The sequence below is a fragment of the Exiguobacterium flavidum genome (assembly GCF_003344535.1).
GTDB lineage: Bacteria > Bacillota > Bacilli > Exiguobacteriales > Exiguobacteriaceae > Exiguobacterium_A > Exiguobacterium_A flavidum.
The window spans coordinates 70,659-89,998 of record NZ_QPKS01000009.1 but is presented as its reverse complement, the minus strand read 5'-3'; the positions used below and the strand labels follow the sequence as shown (position 1 = coordinate 89,998).

Below are 19,340 nucleotides of genomic sequence, written 5' to 3'. Positions count from 1 at the left end.
CGGTTGTATTTAAGCTGATTGTGGGCGTTGGGCGTATTCCATCGACTCAAGAACCAATTCTTCGGTGCAGAGCAACTTTCTCGCGATATCCTTGATTGAGATCGACTTTCCGAACTGGTTTCGGTAGGACTCATTCAAAGCGAGAGCGTCGCGAACGATTTGTGCGTAGGTTCGTTCGATAGGAGTCATTGAAAAACCACCTTTCCGCTTGTGATGGTTTTATTTTACCATGTATCTGTAACTGAATGGTGTAGAAACTGTATTATTTTGACGAAATATATGAAAAGGGGAAAATGATGGAATTTTATTTTTTAGGGACGGGAGCAGGTATGCCGTCGAAAAAAAGGAACGTCTCCTCGCTTGCTGTCATCCACCCGAAGATGACGTGGCTGTTCGATTGTGGTGAGGCGACACAACATCAAATCCTGCATAGTCCGGTCCGCCCACGTAAGGTGAGTGCGATCTTCATCACCCATCTGCATGGCGATCACATATTCGGTCTGCCAGGCTTCATCAGCACACGTTCTGCCCTCGAAGGGACGACGAAGCTGACCGTATATGGACCGAGGGGACTGAAGAGGTGGCTTGAGACGACTTTCGAGGTGACCGGGACACGACTTCGCTTCGGTATCGAAATCATCGAGATCGAAGACGGGATGTCGTTCGAACAGGAAGGATTCACGGTGCACGTCAAGGCGCTCGAGCATCGGTTCCCGGCATTCGGTTACCGGGTCGAGGCGAAGGAGGAGAAGGGGGTGCTGCAAGTGGAACGGCTGAAGGAACTTGGGATCCCGTCTGGCCCCCTTTACCGCGACATCAAGGAGAAGGAAGAGTTCGAATGGGGTGGAGAAGTCTACCAGTCGATTGATTTCCTCGGTCCCGCCAAAACCGGAAAAATATTTACGATCCTTGGCGACACGGTCCCATGTGATGCCGGTATCGAGCTTGCGCGCGGAGCGGATGTCCTCGTCCATGAGGCGACATTCTCGGACGAGGAAGAACTACATGCCTACCGATTCGGTCATGCGACGGCACGGCAGGCGGCACTTGTCGCGAAGGAAGCTGGAGTGAGCCATTTGCTCCTCAATCACGTCTCAGCCCGGTATGTCGACAGGGAGGACGTCCTGCTGACCGAGGCAAGAGAAGTGTTCGAAGCGACCGATCTGATGGCGGACCATTCGTCCTACCGGATCAAGGGGTAGACGATGGACTTATTGACACGCTGGGCACTCTTTTTGCTCGCTACCGTCCTGCTGTCGCTCCTGCTCGAGCGTAAGGCGGAGAGGGAGCTATATATCCGGCTGAAGTTCGTCTTTTATGCATGCCTTGGCGCCGTCTCGTTCCCGGTGAACGAAATCCAGCTGCCGCTCGGGATCATCGTCTTCCTCGTCGTCCTTCATCCGAAGATCAATTCAGGAAAGAAACGCTACATGGCGTTGTTCGGATTCCTGTTCTTCCTCGTGCAGCTGTTCATCCTGCCGCTCGATACGTTGACGGTGCGGGAAGAGACGCAGGAAATCGGGCGCGTCAAGGTGACGGACGGTTCGTACGACCGCCTGTTCGATAAAATCGAGCAGCGGATCGGTGACGAATCGCTTCGACTCGAACAGATCGATTTGCTGTTCGACCGTGGGGGCGGTCTGCGGAGCGCTGAAATCGAGGTGATCGCAAAGGGTGAGAACCGGTATTTGAAGTACGATGTCACCTATAAGGAATTGAGCGGGACACTGACATACCAGCCGCGCGAGGAAATCGCCGTCAGATCGCTGAGTGCCTACTACCAAAAATTGATCGACGCGAATGGAGCGTTCAAGACGTTCAAACGTCTCGATACGAAGCAGGTCCTCCGCTCCTCGCCGACTCCTTATATCAGACTTGAATCGGGTGGACTCTATGAGACGTTCAGTCTGCAGGATGAGAGGGTGATGTTGATCGATAAGAAAGGCGGGCTCATCCCCTATGTGAACACGGGAGAGGATGTGCTTGCGAATGCGATCCGGATCAAAAACGTCAAGGCGGATGGCCAGACGCTGAGGACGAATGAGGTGCTGCTTTACAATTACAGTTTCGAGACGTCTCGAAGAAAGGGTGTTACACGTTGAGAAAGTGGTTAGTCCTTCTGTTGTTTCCCATATTGATCGGGTGTTCGGACTCAGAGAAGAAGGCTGAGGAATATGTGGACTCCTGCCCAGTCAAGGTCGAGGCGACGGTCTTCGATCATGCGAACGACCGCTCATTGTATGAAGGGGAGGTCTGTCTCGATGAAGGGGAGACCGCACTCGATGTCCTCGAGTCGACCGACCTCACTCTGACGTTCGAAGGGTCGGGTGAGATGGTCTATGTCGCCGCCGTAGAAGGCATCCGGGAGAAGAGCGCAGGTGGCGCGAGCGGATGGGTATACGGCGTCAACGGAAAACCGGGCGACGTCGCTGCCGGTTTGAAGGTGCTTGAAAACGGAGATGAAGTGGAATGGCGGTTCGAGAAAAATGCGATGGCTTACTTTGAGTGAACCGGAACGGAAGCGGATCCATCCGCTGAACGTCGCCCTGTATGTTTTCGGCATGTTATCGCTCCCGTTCCTGCTCGCTGAACACGCCTTCGTTCTTCTGATTGCCCAGCTGCTACTGCTACATGCACTCCACATCCGTTTCGAGGGCAAGTTCTATCTTCCGCTCGTCCTGACCTTCCTCCTCGTCTCTGCGTTTCCGCTCCTGCAGGGAGGATTCGTCGACTGGTACGGGGTCTTCTTGACAGGGACGTCCCTGCTTCTGTTCGTGTCGACTAGCCAGCTTGCGATCGCGCTTGCCCCGTTCGACCAGCTCGCTGCGATGTTCCGCGTCTTTCCGCGGATGACGGACCTTGCGGGAAAAGTTGTAGCACTCGTCCCGTCCTTACTCAAGACGTGGCCCGAGGTCAGGAGTAGCCACGGAAAAGGGAACGAGGGGCAGAGTCTTGAGCGGACGGCGATTTATCACCTTTTGCCGGTACGTCATGTGCTTCCGGAACCCCGTCCCTATCGACGGGAGGACATCACTTTGACGGTCGTCCTCGTGTCTTTGCTCTATCTGATCGGACAGGGATATCTGTTCGCCGGTCTATTGCTTCCGCCAGTGACATCCTTGTCGAAAGGAGCGATACGCGATGGCTATCATCTATTCAGCAGGCGCAGCCGAACTCGCTGAACAGGCGAGAACGGTGAATCGCGAAGTTCTCCAGCCCGATCAATTGATCAGCGGCAGGGTGAAGGATCTCTTGTCCGTATCGGGGCTATTTAGAGGTGGTGAGATCGCGACGCTGTTCGGACTTGAAGCTTTTTGGGATAAGGAGGCTGGTGAACTCTCGATGGGAGAGCGTCAACTCGTCACGATCGGCCACGAGCTCGCGATGCATGAGTCTTCACTCTATCTCGAGGAGCCGTTCCTCTTTCTAGACTTCATCCGTGAGAAGAGGCTGCTTGAGCTGTTCGCTGAGCTTGAGAGGAGAGGGTGTACGGTCCATTATTCGCATCAGGAGCGTCATGAAATCGCTCCTTTGTTAACTGATGGCACGAAGGGGAGCGTGCTCGACGAGCTGAACCGGGTGCGCCATCGTTATCCGCTCAGTCCTGACTATGCCCTCGAGGTGGAGCGTCTCGTGCTTCACCGGGGGGAACGCGTCGCGCTCGTCGGAGCGAACGGAAGCGGCAAGACGACGTTGCTTCGTCTATTGATCGGCGCAGAACGTCCGCTATATGGAAAGATCAAACGGTCGGGTAAGAAGGCTTACGTTCCGGCCAATCCCGCGCTTGCGCCTGACACGGGGGAAAGGACGTTCAGCCGACAGAAGTTGCGCCTGCTCGAAACGGTCGACGAGGCAGCTGACGCGATGTACTTCGATGAACCGACTGCCGGTCTGACGAACAGTCAGCGTGAAAGCTTTCTCAGTTCGCTTTCTGGCCAAAAACGTCTCGTCGTCATCGCGACGCACGACACTGATGTCATCCGTTCTGCGTCCCGGGTCCTTTATCTCGTCAAAGGTGAAATCGCGTTCGATGGTCCGACGAGGGAGTTCTTTAAAAGGAGCTGGCTCTTTTGATGACGGTCGTCTGGTTTTCATTGCCGGCAATCCTACTGGCATTCATCGTCCTGTTCGAACGCGAGCGTTTGAGTGAGACGGACTTGCGCTTCCTTGCCCTCATCATCGCCCTGGCGATCGCCGGACGAATCCTGTTTGCCGGCATTCCGAACGTCCAGCCAGCAACTGCTTTGCTACTGCTCTTGTCTGCCTATCGCGGCCCGCTGCAAGGAAGCGTCGCAGGAGCATTCGTCGCAGTCCTGTCGAGTTTTTTTCTTGGGACAGGGACGTTCGTCATCTTCCAGGCGTTTGCGTTCGCCTTCGTCTGTCTCGGCGTTTCGTTGATTCCTTGGAAGAGGAGGCGTTTTCCGCTCGCCCTTTACGGACTTGCGGCAGGGTATCTCTACGGCTGGGTCAGCAACATCGGCTTCCTCGCGTTGACCGGGTTTTCAGTGGGCGGATTTATTTCACTGCTCGTCACGGGCGTGTTTTTCGATACGCTCCACGGTCTCTCGAACCTCTTTTTCATCTATGCGCTGCATCCGATTTTTCTTCGAATCATGCGTTCGGCGGACTCGATTGAGGGTAAGGAATAAAAAAGAATGCATCGCCTCAGCTTTGTGGACGAGGGAGGATTCAAGATGGTGTCGAACTCATACATCTTTTTTCTGATCGTGGTCAGCCTGCTAGGGATCGGGTTCGGTTCCGTGATGTTGATGCGACGGACGATCCGCGGCAGATATGCAGGGCTTTATCTGCTGTCAGCAGCAGCTTGGCCGGCGCTCATGCTCGTGACGAGCATCGAAGGCCCGCTCCTTGCGCACCTCCGTTTCGAAACGGCACTCGTGTTCGGTATCATCGCCTGGACCCTCATGTGGACATCGGCATATCTGCTTCTCGTGACGTCGCTCGTCCTCGCGCGACCACTCTTGCTCGCCAAGCATACGCCACGTCATAAGAAAATTCGGTTCGGACGAAGCAGAGCGTAAAAATGTCATCATCGAATCCTTACAGGATCGCGAAGAAGCGATCCTGTTTTTTGTCGTTTCCACACGATGTAAAAAAAATCACTCCAGTTTGAAACAATATCGACATAACTATGAAACGATATTTCACAAAAATACCCCCGGCAGTACACACATCTTTTGATTTTATTATGTACAATTGCTTCGTAATCGTCGAAGGAGGAGCTAATGAGAAGGGGATTTTATCATTACTTGCTGACAGGAGTGCTCCTGCTCATTCCTGTATCGGAAGGAGTTGCGGCATCGGAAAACATCACAATCGAGCAGGGGGATTTCAATGGTGTAGGGCAAACGATCACATTTTGTGAGGAACCTGCCTTCACGTTGGAAGGCGAAGAAGCGAGTTTAAGGAACGTTCGGCTCGTCGGCTGTGAAGGGGTGAAGGTTCCTGCTATCGAGATGACCGGGAACAATCATGAAATCGAACAGGTCACAATCGAGACTGAGGGTGTCGCGATTAACGCAATAGGAACGAAACATTCGAAGATCAGTGACGTTCGGATCAATGGGGACGGGCAGACGGACGGAATCGTGCTCGAGGCAAGCGAACGGATCACCCTCTCAAGCAGTGAGATCACGAACGTCAGGGACGCAGTCTATCTAGAAGAGGGAGGAGGACATCGGATCGAACACGTTACAGTCGATCTCTCTCGATATGGCGTACATATGATGTTCAGTAACGACAACACCGTCCTCAAGTCGACGTTCAAGCAAAATGTGACCGGATTGATGGTGATGGGGACAGACAGGTCGAGGCTTCTACAAAATATCGTGAGGCAACATACCGGGGCGTCGGCCCAAGGAATCATGTTGTATGAAGCGGAGAATTCAACCGTCTCAGGCAACGATGTCTCAGCGAACCAGGTCGGTCTTTCTGTCGAAGGGAGCACCGGTACGATGATTCGGAAGAATCGAATCAGCGAAAACAACCTTGCTCTGCGCTTTAAAACGACGAACGGGATGACCGTCGTGGACAACGATCTGCGCGGTAACCGCTATCCACTATTCGTCCGTGATGCGTTCGACAATGTATTGTCCGGCAACAGGTTCGACTCAGAACTTGTAATCGACCTCGATCGTGACCGGCGCAATGATCTCGTGTTCAGGGCAGACCCGTACCTCTACCTGCTTAGTGATCGTTATGAGGCACTTGAACTCGTCTATGATTCTCCCGGGCTCGTAGTACTTGAACATCTGCTGAAATCACAGGACGAGAGCGTGCTCGTCGATCATGCCCCCCGCTTCCTGCGCAGTAATGGATTGCATTTTTCATTCACTTTCAGTGCGTTTACGACTTTGATGATTGGCATAATCGGATGGAGACTGGGGAGGAAAACAAAATGAAAAAAGGTTTGATGGCATCATCGTTGATCGGGTTGTCGGCATTGCTCGCAGCATGCAGTTCGGCAACAGCCGCACCGTTTGAAATCAAGTGGGGCGAGACGGAATGCGAGGTTTGCAAGATGAAGGTGGTCGACAGACAATTCGCGGCTGAGGCCGTGATGGACAACGAAAAGGGTTATGCATTCGATGATATCGGCTGTCTGATGAAGGATTGGTATCCGGAACAGGACAAGGAAGAGATCGCTGCCATGTACGTTAAAGATTTCAAGACGAAGAAATGGGTCGAGCTCAAAGACGGAACGTTCGTCTACGATGAAGGCGCAAAGACGCCGATGGTCTACAACGTCGTCTCGTTCGCGAAGGAGGCTGACGCAGACCGGTATATCGAGATGAACGGTGGAGAGAAGATGTCATTCAATCAACTGAAGAAGCATGATTGGGTCCGAAACGAAGAGATGATGAAGGAAAAAATGAAGAAGCACAAGATGAACAGTGAGATGAAAGAAAACGACGCTGAGAAGATGCATGCCCATTGAAACTCTACCGAATGGAGACGTCCCGTTTTCTCAGTCAGTGGGAAAGCTACGGGATGCTGATTTTCTGGATATCACTCCTGTTGATACTCGGTTCTGCGGAGGCAGCGTTGCCGATTGCAGCAAGTTATACGAACATCAGCGCGACGCTGATGACGACGGAAGGATTTGTCATTCCTGTTCTCATCCTTATGGTGACGGCGATGCACTGGTCGAGCGAACATGAAGCTGGACGCCTCCGGCTATACCGGACGTACGCAGTCGGACTTCCTTGGATGGTGATCAGTAAATACGTGGCGTTCATGACGGCACAGACGCTGATCCTGCTGATTGCGTTCGGTCTGATGGGGCTGTTCGTCCGGATACCGCCGGGTGAATGGATTACACTGTTCGTTTACTCGTTATTGCTCGTCGCAGTGAGTGCCGCGATCGGGACGCTACTCGGAGCAGTCGCGAAGAATCGGATCCGGGGACTGATGTACGCGCTGACCGTCTTCGTCGCTTTCGTGCTGCTTTGGCCGACCATCCTTGTTTCGACCGTGACACATCTGCCATACCCTCTCCAAGAGGATGCAATGATTGGTCTGCTCTTGCTCAATCCGCTCGAAATGCTTCGTATCGGTGCGATGGCAATCGTCTCATCGAACGATGTGTTCGGTGAGCTCTATACGGGATTGCTCGGATGGCTTGCTGAGCCGGTGGGAATGCTGTGCATCCTGTCAGTCGTCCTGACTGGAATTTTCTTTTCGTTGCTTGGGACAGCGAAGCTACTCGGAGGTGCGCGATGATCGAGATGAAAAAATTAGGAAAGCGTTACGACGATGTATTCGTCCTTCAACCGCTCAGCGAAGTGATCGGGAAAGGAAGAATCATCGCTCTGTGTGGCAGTAACGGTGCAGGGAAGTCGACGTTGCTGTCCCTCCTGACAGGCGCAGCAGAGCAGTCGGAAGGAGAAGTCCTGATGAATGGTATTTCGCCTTCGGATAAACGGAGATACAACCTGCAGTTTGGTTATATGCCGGACGATTTCGAGTTCGTCCACGGCCTTACGGTCGAAAAGACGCTCGAATATTTTGCGGTTCTTCAAGGTCATGAGGTTGCGGATCAACTTGAACGGACAGGATTGACCATGCACCTGAAGAAGCGGGTGAGCGATCTGTCGAAGGGGATGCGTCAGCGTCTTTTGCTTGCTCAGGCACTGCTCTCTTCTCCTGAAGTGCTCCTCCTTGATGAACCGACGAACGGACTCGATCCGGCTTGGGTCGTAACGCTCGGTGACATCCTGCAAGAAGAGGCAGACGAGGGGACGACGATCGTCTTTTCAACTCATCAGCTGGATGCGGCAGCGAAGCTTGCTGATGAAATTTGGCTGATGCGCGAAGGTGTGATTAAAGAAAAATTATCCGGACTGGCATATCGCGAGACACTAGACAGGCTGCATATTTTTTTCGGAAATTGAATTGAAATCAACATGACAAAAGCGCGTTCCGGATGTTCGGAACGCGCTTTTTTCGTCATTCGCTGACGTATATACGACCGACGACGTTGAATTTTTGGCGTTTCGCCATCTTCATCGCAAAGAACGAGAAGGCGATCGTCGTACTGAGAAATGTCATGAAAAATCCGAAGTATGCCGAAGCGAAACTTGCTGAGAGGTTGAGTGACCCTGAGTGCGAGACCAAGAGATGGTAGAGAGATGTGAGCGGGATGAATAATAAGGCGAGGAACAGGCAGACAGTACCGAAGTTGGAGCGATTCTTCGTCCATAGCAGGAAGAAGGCGGCGACGAAGCTGATGCTCATGAGGGGATTAGAGAAAAACCAGAGCCAGCCGTCAACCGGACGGAACGTGTCTTCAAGTCGGAACCACGGGAAGAACAAACCGATGACTCCTGTGACGAGAAGAGTACTGACCAAAACCTGCTGTTTGAATTCGTTGTTCATCTGTCGTCCTCCTAGGTGTATGTATCATGAGAAGCAAATTTCGTCATAAATATAACTATAAGTAATTATATTCCAATTAGAATGTAATACAATATTTTTTTAGTAAAATGGATGCTTGGTTTGATCCAAGCACCCATGATTTTCAATCGACGAGTGCAAGTTCCGCATCCATCGTCTCTTCCTTCGGCTCTTGCAGGCGACCGGCGATTTCCGTCAACAGACGACGTGGCAGCAAGCGGGACAGGGCGACGGTCGCCATGTTTCCTGCTCCAGGGATGACGACTCGTTTCCCTTTTAGCGTACCGAGATAGCCGGCGAAGGCGACGATATGCGAAGGCATATGCGAGAATGGTAAAGAGATACCGGCCCGGTCGAAGAATTGCGTGTCAGTCGGACCGGGAACGAGGCATGTCACGGATACACCGCTGCCTTTGAGTTCAGACGCGAGTGCTTCCGAGAAGGAGAGGACATAGGCCTTCGTCGCATAGTAGACACTCATATAAGGGCCTGGCATATAGGCAGCGATCGAGGCAACGTTCAGAATTCGTCCGAAACCGCGTTCGAGCATGCCCGGAAGAAGACGTTTCGTTAATTCGGTCAAGGCGACGACATTGACCTGAATTTCGTTCAGCTCTTCTGTTGGATCGATTTCAGCGAACCGTCCCGAAGTCGCAAAACCGGCATTGTTGAAGAGAAGATCGACAGTCAGTTCCTGACGTTCGAGTTCTTGCAGGATCGAGCTGACGCTTCCCGCTTCCGAAAGGTCGGCCGGAATCGGATAGGCCTTGATATGATAGCGGCGCTCAAGTACACCTTGCAATTCCTGCAGCTTCTTTTCGTCGCGGGCGACGAGCACGCAGTCGAATCCGTCCCGTGCGGCTAAAACAGCGAGGTCAAGCCCGATTCCACCTGAGGCACCGGTGATCAGTGCAGTTTTTCGTAACATGTCGTAGTCCTCCAATTCATATGTCGATACAAGAGAGCATTCTATATGTTTCCCCGGATTCCTGCTTCTGAACCCTGTGATGATGTTCTGCTGGATTTTCTTTGCCGGGTATCGCTATCATGGATAAGAGAGTCAGGAAAGGAAGTAACTATTCATGAGAAAAAAAGTCACGATCGCGCTGCTTCTCGCGACGTTCCTCGCAGCAATCGAGGGTACGATCGTCGCGACGGCGACGCCAGTCATCGCAAGCGACCTGAAGGGTGCAGGGCTAGTCAGTTGGATATTCGCTGCATTCCTTCTGTTCATGGCCGTCTCGACGCCCATATATGGAAAAGTGGCGGATCTATACGGAAGAAAGCGTGTACTTCTGTTCGGAATCGGGTTGTTCACGCTCGCTTCGCTTCTGTCCGGACTCGCTCCATCGATGGAGCTTTTAATCATCTTCCGCGCGTTGCAGGGACTCGGCGCAGGTGCCGTTCTGCCGATCGCGATGACGATCATCGGCGACCTGTATACATACGATGAACGCGGGAAGATTCAGGGCATCTTGAGCGCGGTCTGGGGCGTCTCGGGCGTCGCCGGTCCGATCATCGGGGGATTCCTCGTCGAGACGCTATCCTGGCGTTACATCTTTTTGTTGAACGTCCCGTTCGCGCTGCTAGCCGCATTGATGCTCGTCTTCTACTACAAGGAAACAGTCGAGGAGACGGAACGTAAAATCGACTTCCTCGGAGCGATTTTATTCGCGACCGGAATGAGTGCCCTACTGTATGCCCTACTGTCAGGAAGCGAGACGCTCGACTGGACAAGGCCGCTTGTCATGCTTAGTTTTGCAGCAAGCTTTGTCCTGCTTTTATTGTTTTACCGGGCGGAGAAGCGGGCGAACGATCCACTTCTGCCGCCGGACGTGCTGAAACATCCCGTCATTGCCGTCATCAACTCGGCCGTCTTCTTTTCGGCTTGGGTGCTCGTCTCGATGTCCGCGTTCATACCGATTTGGGCTCAAGCTGTGCTCGGGAAGAGTCCGACGGCAGCAGGGTTCCTGCTGATGCCGCTCTCCTTGTTTTGGACGCTGACGGCGATTTTCGGAGGACGGACGATTGGGACGGCTTCTCCCCGCAAGCGAGCGATGACCGGGATGAGCCTGCTCGTCGCAGGGACGTTGATCCTCGTCCTGCTTGACTCGGGCTCTAGTGACATCTTCATCTATCTCGCCGTCTCGATGATCGGGACAGGATTCGGTCTTTCCCAGCCGATCTTCATGGTCGTTCTCCAGACATCGGTCGACTGGTCACGCCGGGGGTCTGCGACAGCAGTCAACTCCTTTTTGAGCACGACCGGTCAGACGCTCGGAGTCGCCATTTTCGGCACGCTGTTCAATATCTCGATCGGCCGGGCGTTTCTCGACTCGAAAGAGCTGCAAGACAAGCCGGTCGATCCGTTCTTCCAGGCCGAGACTGCCATGCGCTATGAACAATCCGTCAGGCAGGCCGCCCGTTCCGCGCTGTCCGATGGTCTTGACCTCGTCTTCGTCGCAAGTCTCGTCTGTGCGATCATTGCACTTCTGATCGTCCGTCGGATGCCGGACGGACGTCCGGATCAGCCGAACGGCTGAGGACGACTCTGCAAGTGAAGCGGGTATAGTACAAGGGAAGACGAATTGAGGAGGGGAGCCATGAAACACGTCGCGAACATCATCACCGTCAGTCGTTTGATCGGCACGGCGATCCTGTTGTTGCTCTATCTTGAATCAGGGACAGTGACGCTCTCGTTCTTCCTCCTCTTTTTATGGACGACGCTCTCCGACCTGGCTGACGGCTACTTCGCCCGCAAATATGAGACCGTCTCGAACTTCGGCAAGATCGTCGATCCGATTGCGGACAAGCTCCTGTCGTTTCTTGTCTTCTTCGTCGTCTATGATCTCGGCTTCCTGCACTGGGCAGCGCTCGTCTACATCGTCACAAAGGAAGTAGGCGTGACTGTCTATCGGTTGAAGAAAGCATCCGAAGGCGTCATCTTGTCTGCGTTCAAGTTCGGCAAAGTGAAGACGGCGTTCAACTTTCTGGCGTTCGTCGTCTTCTTTTTGACGATCATCCTCGTCGATGCCGGAATCGTTCAGGAAGTTCCACTTTTGATCAAGATTCTTATCTGGCTCGCGGTCATTTGAAGCATGCTCAAACAGGATCATTCCCCCACTCGATTTGTTGAGTGGGGGATTATTTCATTTACAATAATTACAAAAAAAGCCATTTTTTCAGAATGTTTGGTGTAAACTGACGAAAAGCTATCCTATCAGTTCGCTAAACTTCGAAAAGGATGTGTTGTGTGATGGGTCATTCGTTCGTCTGTGAAGGTATAGGAAAAGTTTTCGACAGTGGGGACGTAAAGACGGCAGCGCTTGAAAACATCAACCTCGAGTTCGGGCAAGGGGAGTTCACGTCGATCATCGGACCTTCAGGATCCGGTAAATCGACGCTGCTGAGCATCATCGGCACGCTTGACACGCCGACTTCAGGTGTCCTTCGTTTCGACGGTCAGGCTGTGTCGAGTCTCGATTCGAGAAGCCTTGCTGACTTTCGTTTCGAAAACATCGGCTTCATCTTTCAGCAATTCCATCTCATCCCGACGTTGACGACGCTCGAGAACGTGATGGCACCGCTGTTCGGCAGGAAGGTACCGTATGACAAGGAGGAGCGGGCACTTTCTTTGCTCCAAAAGGTCGGCCTCGCGGAAAAGGCGCATTCCCTTCCGTCACAGCTCTCGGGCGGTCAGCAGCAACGGGTCGCCGTCGCACGCGCCTTGGTACATGAACCGAAATGGCTGCTTGCTGACGAGCCGACAGGAAACCTCGACACGCAGACCGGGGAGGTCATCTTCGATCTGCTGATGCGATTGAACAAGGAGAATGGATGCGGTGTCCTGTTCGTGACGCATGACCCGTCACTTGCCGAACGGGCAGAGAAGGTCATCGAGATGCGGGACGGCCGCGTCGTCAGCGTAAAGCGCGGTATCGCCTATGCTTAAGTTCATCTGGAATTCCTGGTGGCGGAACAAGGAGCGCTTCATCCTGCTGCTCGTCGGCATGCTGATCGTCAGCACGGGGCTCAGCTATCTCGTCGGCATCACGCAGGCGAACAACGGGACGGTCGTCAACGAGCTCCAAAAGCGGTGGGATGCCTCGTACGATCTGATCGTACGACCTCCCGGAAGCAGGAGCGCGACCGAGAAGCTGAAGCTGCTCGAGCCGAACTACATGAGCGGCCTTGACGGCGGTATCACGATGGAGCAGTACGAAAAAATCAAAAAAATCGAAAATGTCGAAGTCGCTGCACCGATCGCGATGATCGGTGCGCTCAACATGGACGCCGTCCCGGGAGAGCACAAGTTCGACCAGCCGGGCATCTACCGGGTAAAAATCTCCGAGAAGACGGACACCGGTTTGAAAGATGAAGGATTTTCGTACATCCACTACATCGCGGTCGGCTGGGAGCCGAGTGGAGACGCGACGAACGCAGGAGTCTCTCCTCAAAGAATAGGCGAGCCGTTCCTGCTCCAGTACGGCAGTGACACGATGATCGCAGGAATCGATCCCGAGGCGGAAGCACAGCTCGTCGGGGTTGACGAAGCGATCAAGAAGACGGGGACGAGCCGGTACTTCAGCCGAGAGGACGTAGCGGAAATAAACAGCGAAGAGATCGTCTCGATCCCGGTCATCGTCAGCAGCAAACAATATGTCGACTCCAAGATCACGTATCGTTTCGAGAAGGTCGACATTCCGCTGAAGGACGACTCGATGCAGGAGACCGTCGTAGATATCCAGAAAAAGGGTGCTGAGAAGTATCTCGACACGCTTCCGGCGAAGGAAGCGAAGACGTATCGCTTCACGACGACGCAAGTGCATGAGCGTCTCACCGGACAAATCCTGAAAGGGGAGACGCTCGATACGACACAAAATCGGGATTTCCAGTGGATGCCGACGAAACCGTCACCAGTCGATTTTCAACCGGTCGCAAGCCCGTTCCCGGAGCGCTGGCCCTACAGCTATCAAGTAAAGCCGTATGAGGTGTCGAAGGAGTCGCTCTTGCGCGTCAGGAGCATGTACCGAAAAGCGAACCTCTTCTCAGAGGACAGCAGCAAATGGCCGAAGCTGAAGACGAACTACATCGGTGTCTTCGACCCGGCGAAACTGTCGATGTCGAAGGATCCGCTGACGGAACTGCCGATGGAGACCTACTACCCGGCCAAGGCGGACTGGGTGATGGATGCGAACGATCGGCCGGTCAATCCGGCTGTCACGGTCAAACCGACGAACAATATGTACGATTTCCTGACGAAACCGCCGGCACTGCTGACGACGCTCGACGCGGCCTTCAAAATCCGCGGTGAGAAAGCGATCTCGGCTATCCGCATCAACGTCGCGGGCGTCGATGTCTTGAACGAGGCGAGCGAGGCGAAGCTTCAGGAAGTCGCGCAGGAAATCGAACGGGAAACCGGACTGATTACCGACGTCACGCTCGGTTCCTCGCCGCAGTATGCCTTGACATACTTGCCTGGACTTGAGAAAGGGAAGGCACTCGGATGGGTGCAACAGCCGTGGATCAAGATCGGTTCGTCGATCTCGATCTTCAAGGAGGCGAAGGTCGGGATGACGGGTGTCGTCGCAAGTGTCATCCTCGTCGCGATCGTCTACGTCTTCAGCTCGAACATCATAATGCTCTATGCACGGAAGAAGGAGTTCGCGATCTTGCTCTCGCTCGGCTGGCGTCCGAGTCAGCTGTCTAGGCTCCTGTTCCTCGAGGCGACGATTCTCGGGACGGTCGTCGCGCTGATCTCCTGGGCGATCCTCGGATCGTTCCTGTTGACGGCGGAAGGCTCGACGTCGCTTCTGCGCGTGATTCTGATTGGGCTGAGCGGACTGTTCATCTACTGGCTCGGAACGCTTGTGCCGATCCGGCTCGTCAGTAGGATCCAGCCGTACGAGTCGATGCGTTCAGGAGAGGTGACTAAGGGTCGGCGGATGGTCGGCGCTACATCGATTCTCGGGATGAGCGTTAACCAGCTCGCGACCTACTGGCAGCGGACGTTGCTGTCTATCGTCGCAATCGCCCTTCCGACGAGTCTGTTCGGCTTCTTCCTCTTCGTGACGTTCCGATTGAAGGGCGTCCTCTATGCGTCGTGGATCGGTGAGTTCGTCGCGCTTGAGGTCGGGACGATGCACTACGTCGCGATGGGCGTCGCCTTGCTGATCGCGATTTTGACCACGACCGAGATCATGTGGCAGAATGTCGCGGAACGAAAAGCGCAGCTCGCTGTCATGAAGGCGATGGGCTGGCGGAACGGGATGATCCGTAAACTTGTCCTGCTTGAAGGGGCGATGACAGGATTGCTCGCCGGCGTGATCGGCCTTGCCGTCGCCTTCCTCCTCATCTACCAGATCTACGGGAAATTCCCGCTCGCCGAGCTCTGGTTCCTCGGCTTGACGGTATTGATCCCGGTCATCACCGGAACGCTCGGCGCGCTGCTCCCGGCAGAACGGGCCGTCCGGATCACGCCGAACGAGGCGATCGGCAGCAGTGTCGTCAACACGCGCGCAACCGAGAAACGCTTCCGTGTCGCGCTCGGTGCGACGGCGACGCTGCTCATCGCTTCAATCATCGGTCTCTTCCTGTTCGCTGCCCCGCCAGCTGAGCAGAAAGTAGAACAGGCAACGGTCAGCGAGAAGGCGGACGTCGTCACGACCGGTACGAAGCTTAAGGACTTGAAAGGGGAAGCGAAAAAGCAGGAACAAAAGGTGTCGAAGGACAAAATTGATCAAATCATGGAAAAAGGAGCGATCAAAACCTATTTCGGGGATCCGTTGCACGCGGATGATGAATTCAAGGTTGCGGCTGTGCGAGCCGGACATCCTAAGCGTCTTGAAGCAAGAGACGGGAAACAATACTGGACTGTCGCGACGAAGCTTCAAATCCCATTAAAGCCAGGTGACGAAGAAGGGGTCGGACCCTATTACCGCCCGTTCGGGTTCACATTGACGACGAAGGATGGCAAAGAATATACGCCGGTCGATTTCGTTAACAAAAATAAAAAAGCATGGAGTGAAACACACAAGTATATACCGCCGCATGAATCAATCGTAGAATTGATCTATGAGTTGCCAGAGAATGAAGAAGTAGCCGTCCTCTATGCGCTCGGTGATGCATTCGCGAAAAGTTACACCGTGAAAATCGAGTTGCCTGACAGATAACGCTTCACGTCATATTCTTACAAGCCACTCTCGATTTCTTTGGATAGTGTGAATGAGTCGAAAGCGTCTTCCATCTGGGAGACGTTTTTTTTGCACGGGAGTCGTTCAAGAAAAAGAAGATGAGAGCGGTTGGCGCTCAACCTATGTACGTTCTGTACTCCATGAACAGTAAAAGGCACGGGAACCTGTCGGAGTTCCGTGCCTTTCATCGTGCATTCAAGCGCCTCTTCGCTCGATCTGCATCCGGATATCTTTCTCGTTCCGGCGAAGGAACAAACCGATGCCGATCAGGAGCAGCGACGCTCCGGTGATCTGGATCATCGTCAGCGACTCGTCGAACAGGTAGTAGCCGAAGATCATGCCCCAGACGGCTTCACCGAGGATCGTGATGCTGACGATGCTCGCACTGACCCGCGACAGCGCCCAGTTGAACAGGTTGTGTCCGAGCAAGGTCGGGAAGACGGCGAGCAGGACGTAAAGCTTCCAGTCGACTTTGAACGCTTCGACGAGATTCACCGACTTCGTAAGCGAGAACAGCAGCAGCGCGCCTGTCGCGACGGCGTAGACGATGAACGAGTAGGTGTTCGTCGAGACGCTCGTCCGGACGTGCTGTCCGAGCAGCCAGTAGCCGGCGACGAGAATCGTCGCAAGCAGCGCGAGGCCGTCACCGATCAAGGCGCGCGGACCGATCGCGATGTCGCCGTAAGCGACGAGCCCGCCTCCGAGCAACGCGACACCAACGAAGAACAGTGCTTTCCTCGACGGATGCTGCTTGAAGAAGACGGCATTGCCGATCAGGACGAAAATCGGGCTGGCGGTTACGAAGAGCGTCGAGCTTGCGACTGTCGTATAATCAAGAGACAGGAACCAGAGCCAAAAATGACCGGCAAGCAAGAGGCCGGATAGGAACATATAACGGAAGGTCGTGCCGCTGAGCGACAGAATCTCCTTCACCCGGATGAGCGGGAACAGCAGCATCGCTGAGAACAGCATGCGGTAGAAGGCGACCGCCTCGATCGGCGTCGTTGCCCATTTGACGAAGATGGCTGATGTCGAGATGAAGAAAAGTGCGGCGAATAGTGTGAAGTATGGCATATGGACCTCCGACGTTAGATTAGAGAGAAAAGAGGATGAACCGTGCAGTTGATCATCGCAGAGAAACCGAAACAAGCAGAAAAGCTGGCAGCACCATATCCGTCAGCTAAAAGAGAAGGATACATCGAAATCAAGCCGTGCGAACGCTTTCCAAAAGGAGCGCGGCTCGCCTGGGCGATCGGGCACCTGTGTGAGCTGCAGGAGCCGGCCCATTACGACGCGAAGTGGAAACGCTGGAACTACGAACATCTTCCGATCATCCCGGAACGCTTCGACTACAAACTGGCGCGTGGAAAAAGCGCGGCTTATCAGGTGATCAAGAAGCTGATTCATGACCGTGACACATCGTCTATCATTATAGCATCTGATGCCGAGCGGGAGGGAGAGGCAATCGTACGGCTGATTTTGCGTCTTGCCCAGTCGACGAAACCAATCAAGCGTCTCTGGATTTCGAGTCTGACCCCGCAAGCGGTCGATCACGGATTCGCGAACCTGCTCGAGGGGAGCGAAACGGAGAACATCTTCCACGAGGCGATGAGCCGGGCGTGCGCCGACTGGCTGATCGGAATGAACGCGTCCCGGGCCTACACGACCCTGCTGAAGAAAAAGGGAATCAGTGATGTCTTCTCACTCGGCCGCGTCCAGACGCCGACACTCGCTCTGATCGTCGAACGGGAGCGGCAAATCGAGCAGTTCAAGCCTGAGACGTTCTATGAAGTCGAAGCGACGTTCACCGGCTATAAAGGAAAGTACTTCAAGAACAAGAAGGAGACGAAGCTGTCGGACCGTAAGGAGGCGGAGGCGATCGTCGAACGGACGAAGGGAGAGGGTGTCGTCGCGTCAGTCGAGCAGAAGGAGCAACAAGAGAAGCCGCCGTTCTGGTTCAGCCTGTCACTTTTGCAGACGGAAGCAAGCAGACGCTTCGGTCTCGGTGCGAAGGAGACGCTCGACATCGCGCAAAAACTCTACATGAAGGGATGGATCAGCTATCCCCGGACGGACTCTTCCTTCGTCACGAAGGAGGAAGCGAGTCAATTCCCGACGGTTCTCTCCAGGCTGCTCAAGCAGGAGGCCTATGCGGATCTATCCTCGCTCGTAAAGAAGAACATCACGAACGACAAACGCTATGTCAATCCGGCGAAGGTCAGCGATCACTATGCGATCATCCCGACGGAGGAGGCTGGAGCCGTCGCCCGTCTGAGCGGGAAGGAAGCGAGCGTCTATGACTTGATCATCCGCCGTTTCCTCGCTGCATTCGCACCGGACGCACGAACGATGAAGACCGAGGTCGTCACGAAGCGCGAGATGGATAGTTTCTTGACGCGCGGCAGCCGGACGCTCGATCCGGGATTCAAGACGGTGCTCGGTATCGAGTCGAAGGAGGTCGAGCTCCCGCCACTCGAAATGGGGCAGACTGTCAGGATCAAAGGTGCGAAGCTGCTTGAGAAGGAGACGGAGCCGCCGAAACGCTACACGGAAGGGACGCTCATTCTCGGGATGAAGACGGCAGGTAAGTTGCTCGAGGACGAGCTGCAGGCGATCATGAAGGAAGTCGAAGGGCTCGGTACGGAAGCGACGCGCGCAGGCATCATCGACGGATTGAAGAAGCGCAGCTACATCACGGTCAAGAAGAAGGAAATCCATCCGACGCCAAAGGCACGCGTCCTGATCGACGCCGTCCGCGGGAGCATTCTCGCCTCACCTGAGATGACGGCGAAATGGGAGTCGCGGCTTGATCAGATCGGCAAAGGTGAGGCTTCTGCCGCCCAGTTCATCGAGCAGGCGAAGAAGTTGTCCGCTCATCTCGTCGTCGACGCGCAGGAGCGAATCGGACAGCTCGAGGTCGATCCGTCGAGCGTCCCCGTCAAGACACGCGCGAAGGCGACGAACAAGCCGGTCGGCGTCTGCCCGCGGTGCAAGGAGCAGGTGCTGGACCGTGGAAAGTTCTATGGCTGCGCCGGCTACCAGAAGACGAACTGCGGCTTTACGCTTCCGAAGACGATCCTCGGGGCGAAGGTCAACATGACGGAAGCGAAAAAGATACTCGAGGGCAACAAGACGAAGCCGCTCGAGATGAAGAAGAACGGACGGAGCTTCCTTGCGATGCTCTATCTCGAGAACGGGGAACTGAAATTCGAATTCACGAAAGGGGAATGA

General features: G+C 54.3%; 20 protein-coding genes. 16 read left to right on the top strand and 4 right to left on the bottom strand.

The features are described 5' to 3' along the window. Positions 1–9: 9 nt before the first annotated feature. Positions 10–189: a hypothetical protein gene (locus tag DFG60_RS10020; RefSeq protein ID WP_114571629.1), complete on the bottom strand. Its 180-nt coding sequence runs from the start codon at positions 187–189 to the stop codon at positions 10–12. Positions 190–296: 107 nt separating this feature from the next. Here DFG60_RS10020 and rnz point away from each other — a divergent pair, with 107 nt between their 5' ends. From rnz to DFG60_RS09965, 11 genes are all read left to right on the top strand, one after another. Continuing rightward, positions 297–1,202, top strand: coding sequence for a ribonuclease Z (gene rnz / locus DFG60_RS10015; RefSeq protein ID WP_114571628.1), 906 nt, complete (start codon positions 297–299; stop codon positions 1,200–1,202). 3 nt (positions 1,203–1,205) lie between these two features. Further along, a complete protein-coding gene (locus tag DFG60_RS10010) occupies positions 1,206–2,102 on the top strand; it encodes a hypothetical protein (protein WP_114571627.1) in 897 nt (298 codons plus the stop codon). After that, on the top strand, positions 2,099–2,509 hold the full coding sequence (locus DFG60_RS10005) for a DUF4430 domain-containing protein (RefSeq protein ID WP_114571626.1): 411 nt from the start codon (positions 2,099–2,101) through the stop codon (positions 2,507–2,509). The genes DFG60_RS10010 and DFG60_RS10005 overlap by 4 nt, the downstream gene beginning before the upstream one ends. Then, a complete protein-coding gene (locus DFG60_RS10000) occupies positions 2,487–3,182 on the top strand; it encodes a hypothetical protein (protein WP_157964523.1) in 696 nt (231 codons plus the stop codon). Before DFG60_RS10005 ends, DFG60_RS10000 begins: the two co-directional genes overlap by 23 nt. After that, complete coding sequence (locus DFG60_RS09995; RefSeq protein WP_114571624.1) at positions 3,142–4,074, top strand: ATP-binding cassette domain-containing protein; 933 nt, start codon at positions 3,142–3,144, stop codon at positions 4,072–4,074. The genes DFG60_RS10000 and DFG60_RS09995 overlap by 41 nt, the downstream gene beginning before the upstream one ends. Continuing rightward, positions 4,074–4,649 carry an ECF transporter S component gene (locus DFG60_RS09990; protein ID WP_114571623.1) on the top strand — a complete coding sequence of 192 codons (576 nt, stop codon included), beginning with the start codon at positions 4,074–4,076 and terminating at the stop codon, positions 4,647–4,649. Before DFG60_RS09995 ends, DFG60_RS09990 begins: the two co-directional genes overlap by 1 nt. 45 nt (positions 4,650–4,694) lie before the next feature. Next, positions 4,695–5,042, top strand: a complete 348-nt coding sequence (locus DFG60_RS09985; protein ID WP_114571622.1) for a hypothetical protein — start codon at positions 4,695–4,697, stop codon at positions 5,040–5,042. 204 nt (positions 5,043–5,246) lie between these two features. Continuing rightward, positions 5,247–6,422 carry a right-handed parallel beta-helix repeat-containing protein gene (locus tag DFG60_RS09980; RefSeq protein WP_114571621.1) on the top strand — a complete coding sequence of 392 codons (1,176 nt, stop codon included), beginning with the start codon at positions 5,247–5,249 and terminating at the stop codon, positions 6,420–6,422. Further along, complete coding sequence (locus DFG60_RS09975) at positions 6,419–6,958, top strand: nitrous oxide reductase accessory protein NosL (RefSeq protein ID WP_114571620.1); 540 nt, start codon at positions 6,419–6,421, stop codon at positions 6,956–6,958. Before DFG60_RS09980 ends, DFG60_RS09975 begins: the two co-directional genes overlap by 4 nt. Then, on the top strand, positions 6,955–7,743 hold the full coding sequence (locus DFG60_RS09970) for an ABC transporter permease (protein WP_114571619.1): 789 nt from the start codon (positions 6,955–6,957) through the stop codon (positions 7,741–7,743). The genes DFG60_RS09975 and DFG60_RS09970 overlap by 4 nt, the downstream gene beginning before the upstream one ends. Further along, positions 7,740–8,414 carry an ATP-binding cassette domain-containing protein gene (locus tag DFG60_RS09965; RefSeq protein WP_114571618.1) on the top strand — a complete coding sequence of 225 codons (675 nt, stop codon included), beginning with the start codon at positions 7,740–7,742 and terminating at the stop codon, positions 8,412–8,414. The genes DFG60_RS09970 and DFG60_RS09965 overlap by 4 nt, the downstream gene beginning before the upstream one ends. Before the next feature lie 55 nt (positions 8,415–8,469). Here DFG60_RS09965 and DFG60_RS09960 read toward each other — a convergent pair whose 3' ends face one another. Both DFG60_RS09960 and DFG60_RS09955 read right to left on the bottom strand, forming a co-directional pair. Next, positions 8,470–8,898, bottom strand: a complete 429-nt coding sequence (locus tag DFG60_RS09960) for a hypothetical protein (protein WP_114571617.1) — start codon at positions 8,896–8,898, stop codon at positions 8,470–8,472. Positions 8,899–9,040: 142 nt separating this feature from the next. Further along, positions 9,041–9,844, bottom strand: coding sequence for an SDR family NAD(P)-dependent oxidoreductase (locus tag DFG60_RS09955; RefSeq protein WP_114571616.1), 804 nt, complete (start codon positions 9,842–9,844; stop codon positions 9,041–9,043). Positions 9,845–9,998: 154 nt separating this feature from the next. On the opposite strand from DFG60_RS09955, the gene DFG60_RS09950 reads away from it, so the two are divergent. The 4 genes from DFG60_RS09950 (at position 9,999) to DFG60_RS09935 (ending at position 16,088) form a co-directional block, all read left to right on the top strand. Further along, entirely contained in the window at positions 9,999–11,459 is a 1,461-nt protein-coding gene (locus DFG60_RS09950; protein ID WP_114571615.1) for an MDR family MFS transporter, read from the top strand. 60 nt (positions 11,460–11,519) lie between these two features. Further along, positions 11,520–12,011: a CDP-alcohol phosphatidyltransferase family protein gene (locus DFG60_RS09945; RefSeq protein WP_114571614.1), complete on the top strand. Its 492-nt coding sequence runs from the start codon at positions 11,520–11,522 to the stop codon at positions 12,009–12,011. A gap of 161 nt (positions 12,012–12,172) precedes the next feature. Beyond that, on the top strand, positions 12,173–12,868 hold the full coding sequence (locus DFG60_RS09940) for an ABC transporter ATP-binding protein (protein WP_114571613.1): 696 nt from the start codon (positions 12,173–12,175) through the stop codon (positions 12,866–12,868). Further along, entirely contained in the window at positions 12,861–16,088 is a 3,228-nt protein-coding gene (locus tag DFG60_RS09935; protein WP_114571612.1) for an FtsX-like permease family protein, read from the top strand. Before DFG60_RS09940 ends, DFG60_RS09935 begins: the two co-directional genes overlap by 8 nt. Positions 16,089–16,304: 216 nt before the next feature. On the opposite strand, the gene DFG60_RS09925 is transcribed toward DFG60_RS09935, so the two are convergent. Continuing rightward, positions 16,305–17,183, bottom strand: a complete 879-nt coding sequence (locus DFG60_RS09925) for a DMT family transporter (RefSeq protein ID WP_114571610.1) — start codon at positions 17,181–17,183, stop codon at positions 16,305–16,307. A 42-nt stretch (positions 17,184–17,225) separates the two neighbouring features. Between DFG60_RS09925 and DFG60_RS09920 the strand changes: the two genes are divergently transcribed. After that, positions 17,226–19,340 (top strand): DNA topoisomerase III, encoded by a 2,115-nt coding sequence (locus DFG60_RS09920; protein WP_114571609.1) that lies wholly within the window; start codon positions 17,226–17,228, stop codon positions 19,338–19,340.

Bases quoted from the DNA above. Each gene is read 5' to 3' on its own strand.
- DFG60_RS10020 (WP_114571629.1), bottom strand. From the start codon at position 189: ATGACTCCTATCGAACGAACCTACGCACAAATCGTTCGCGACGCTCTC.
- rnz (WP_114571628.1), top strand. From the start codon at position 297: ATGGAATTTTATTTTTTAGGGACGGGAGCAGGTATGCCGTCGAAAAAA.
- DFG60_RS10010 (WP_114571627.1), top strand. From the start codon at position 1,206: ATGGACTTATTGACACGCTGGGCACTCTTTTTGCTCGCTACCGTCCTG.
- DFG60_RS10000 (WP_157964523.1), top strand. From the start codon at position 2,487: ATGCGATGGCTTACTTTGAGTGAACCGGAACGGAAGCGGATCCATCCG.
- DFG60_RS09995 (WP_114571624.1), top strand. From the start codon at position 3,142: ATGGCTATCATCTATTCAGCAGGCGCAGCCGAACTCGCTGAACAGGCG.
- DFG60_RS09990 (WP_114571623.1), top strand. From the start codon at position 4,074: ATGACGGTCGTCTGGTTTTCATTGCCGGCAATCCTACTGGCATTCATC.
- DFG60_RS09985 (WP_114571622.1), top strand. From the start codon at position 4,695: ATGGTGTCGAACTCATACATCTTTTTTCTGATCGTGGTCAGCCTGCTA.
- DFG60_RS09980 (WP_114571621.1), top strand. From the start codon at position 5,247: ATGAGAAGGGGATTTTATCATTACTTGCTGACAGGAGTGCTCCTGCTC.
- DFG60_RS09975 (WP_114571620.1), top strand. From the start codon at position 6,419: ATGAAAAAAGGTTTGATGGCATCATCGTTGATCGGGTTGTCGGCATTG.
- DFG60_RS09965 (WP_114571618.1), top strand. From the start codon at position 7,740: ATGATCGAGATGAAAAAATTAGGAAAGCGTTACGACGATGTATTCGTC.
- DFG60_RS09960 (WP_114571617.1), bottom strand. From the start codon at position 8,898: ATGAACAACGAATTCAAACAGCAGGTTTTGGTCAGTACTCTTCTCGTC.
- DFG60_RS09955 (WP_114571616.1), bottom strand. From the start codon at position 9,844: ATGTTACGAAAAACTGCACTGATCACCGGTGCCTCAGGTGGAATCGGG.
- DFG60_RS09950 (WP_114571615.1), top strand. From the start codon at position 9,999: ATGAGAAAAAAAGTCACGATCGCGCTGCTTCTCGCGACGTTCCTCGCA.
- DFG60_RS09945 (WP_114571614.1), top strand. From the start codon at position 11,520: ATGAAACACGTCGCGAACATCATCACCGTCAGTCGTTTGATCGGCACG.
- DFG60_RS09940 (WP_114571613.1), top strand. From the start codon at position 12,173: ATGGGTCATTCGTTCGTCTGTGAAGGTATAGGAAAAGTTTTCGACAGT.
- DFG60_RS09935 (WP_114571612.1), top strand. From the start codon at position 12,861: ATGCTTAAGTTCATCTGGAATTCCTGGTGGCGGAACAAGGAGCGCTTC.
- DFG60_RS09925 (WP_114571610.1), bottom strand. From the start codon at position 17,183: ATGCCATACTTCACACTATTCGCCGCACTTTTCTTCATCTCGACATCA.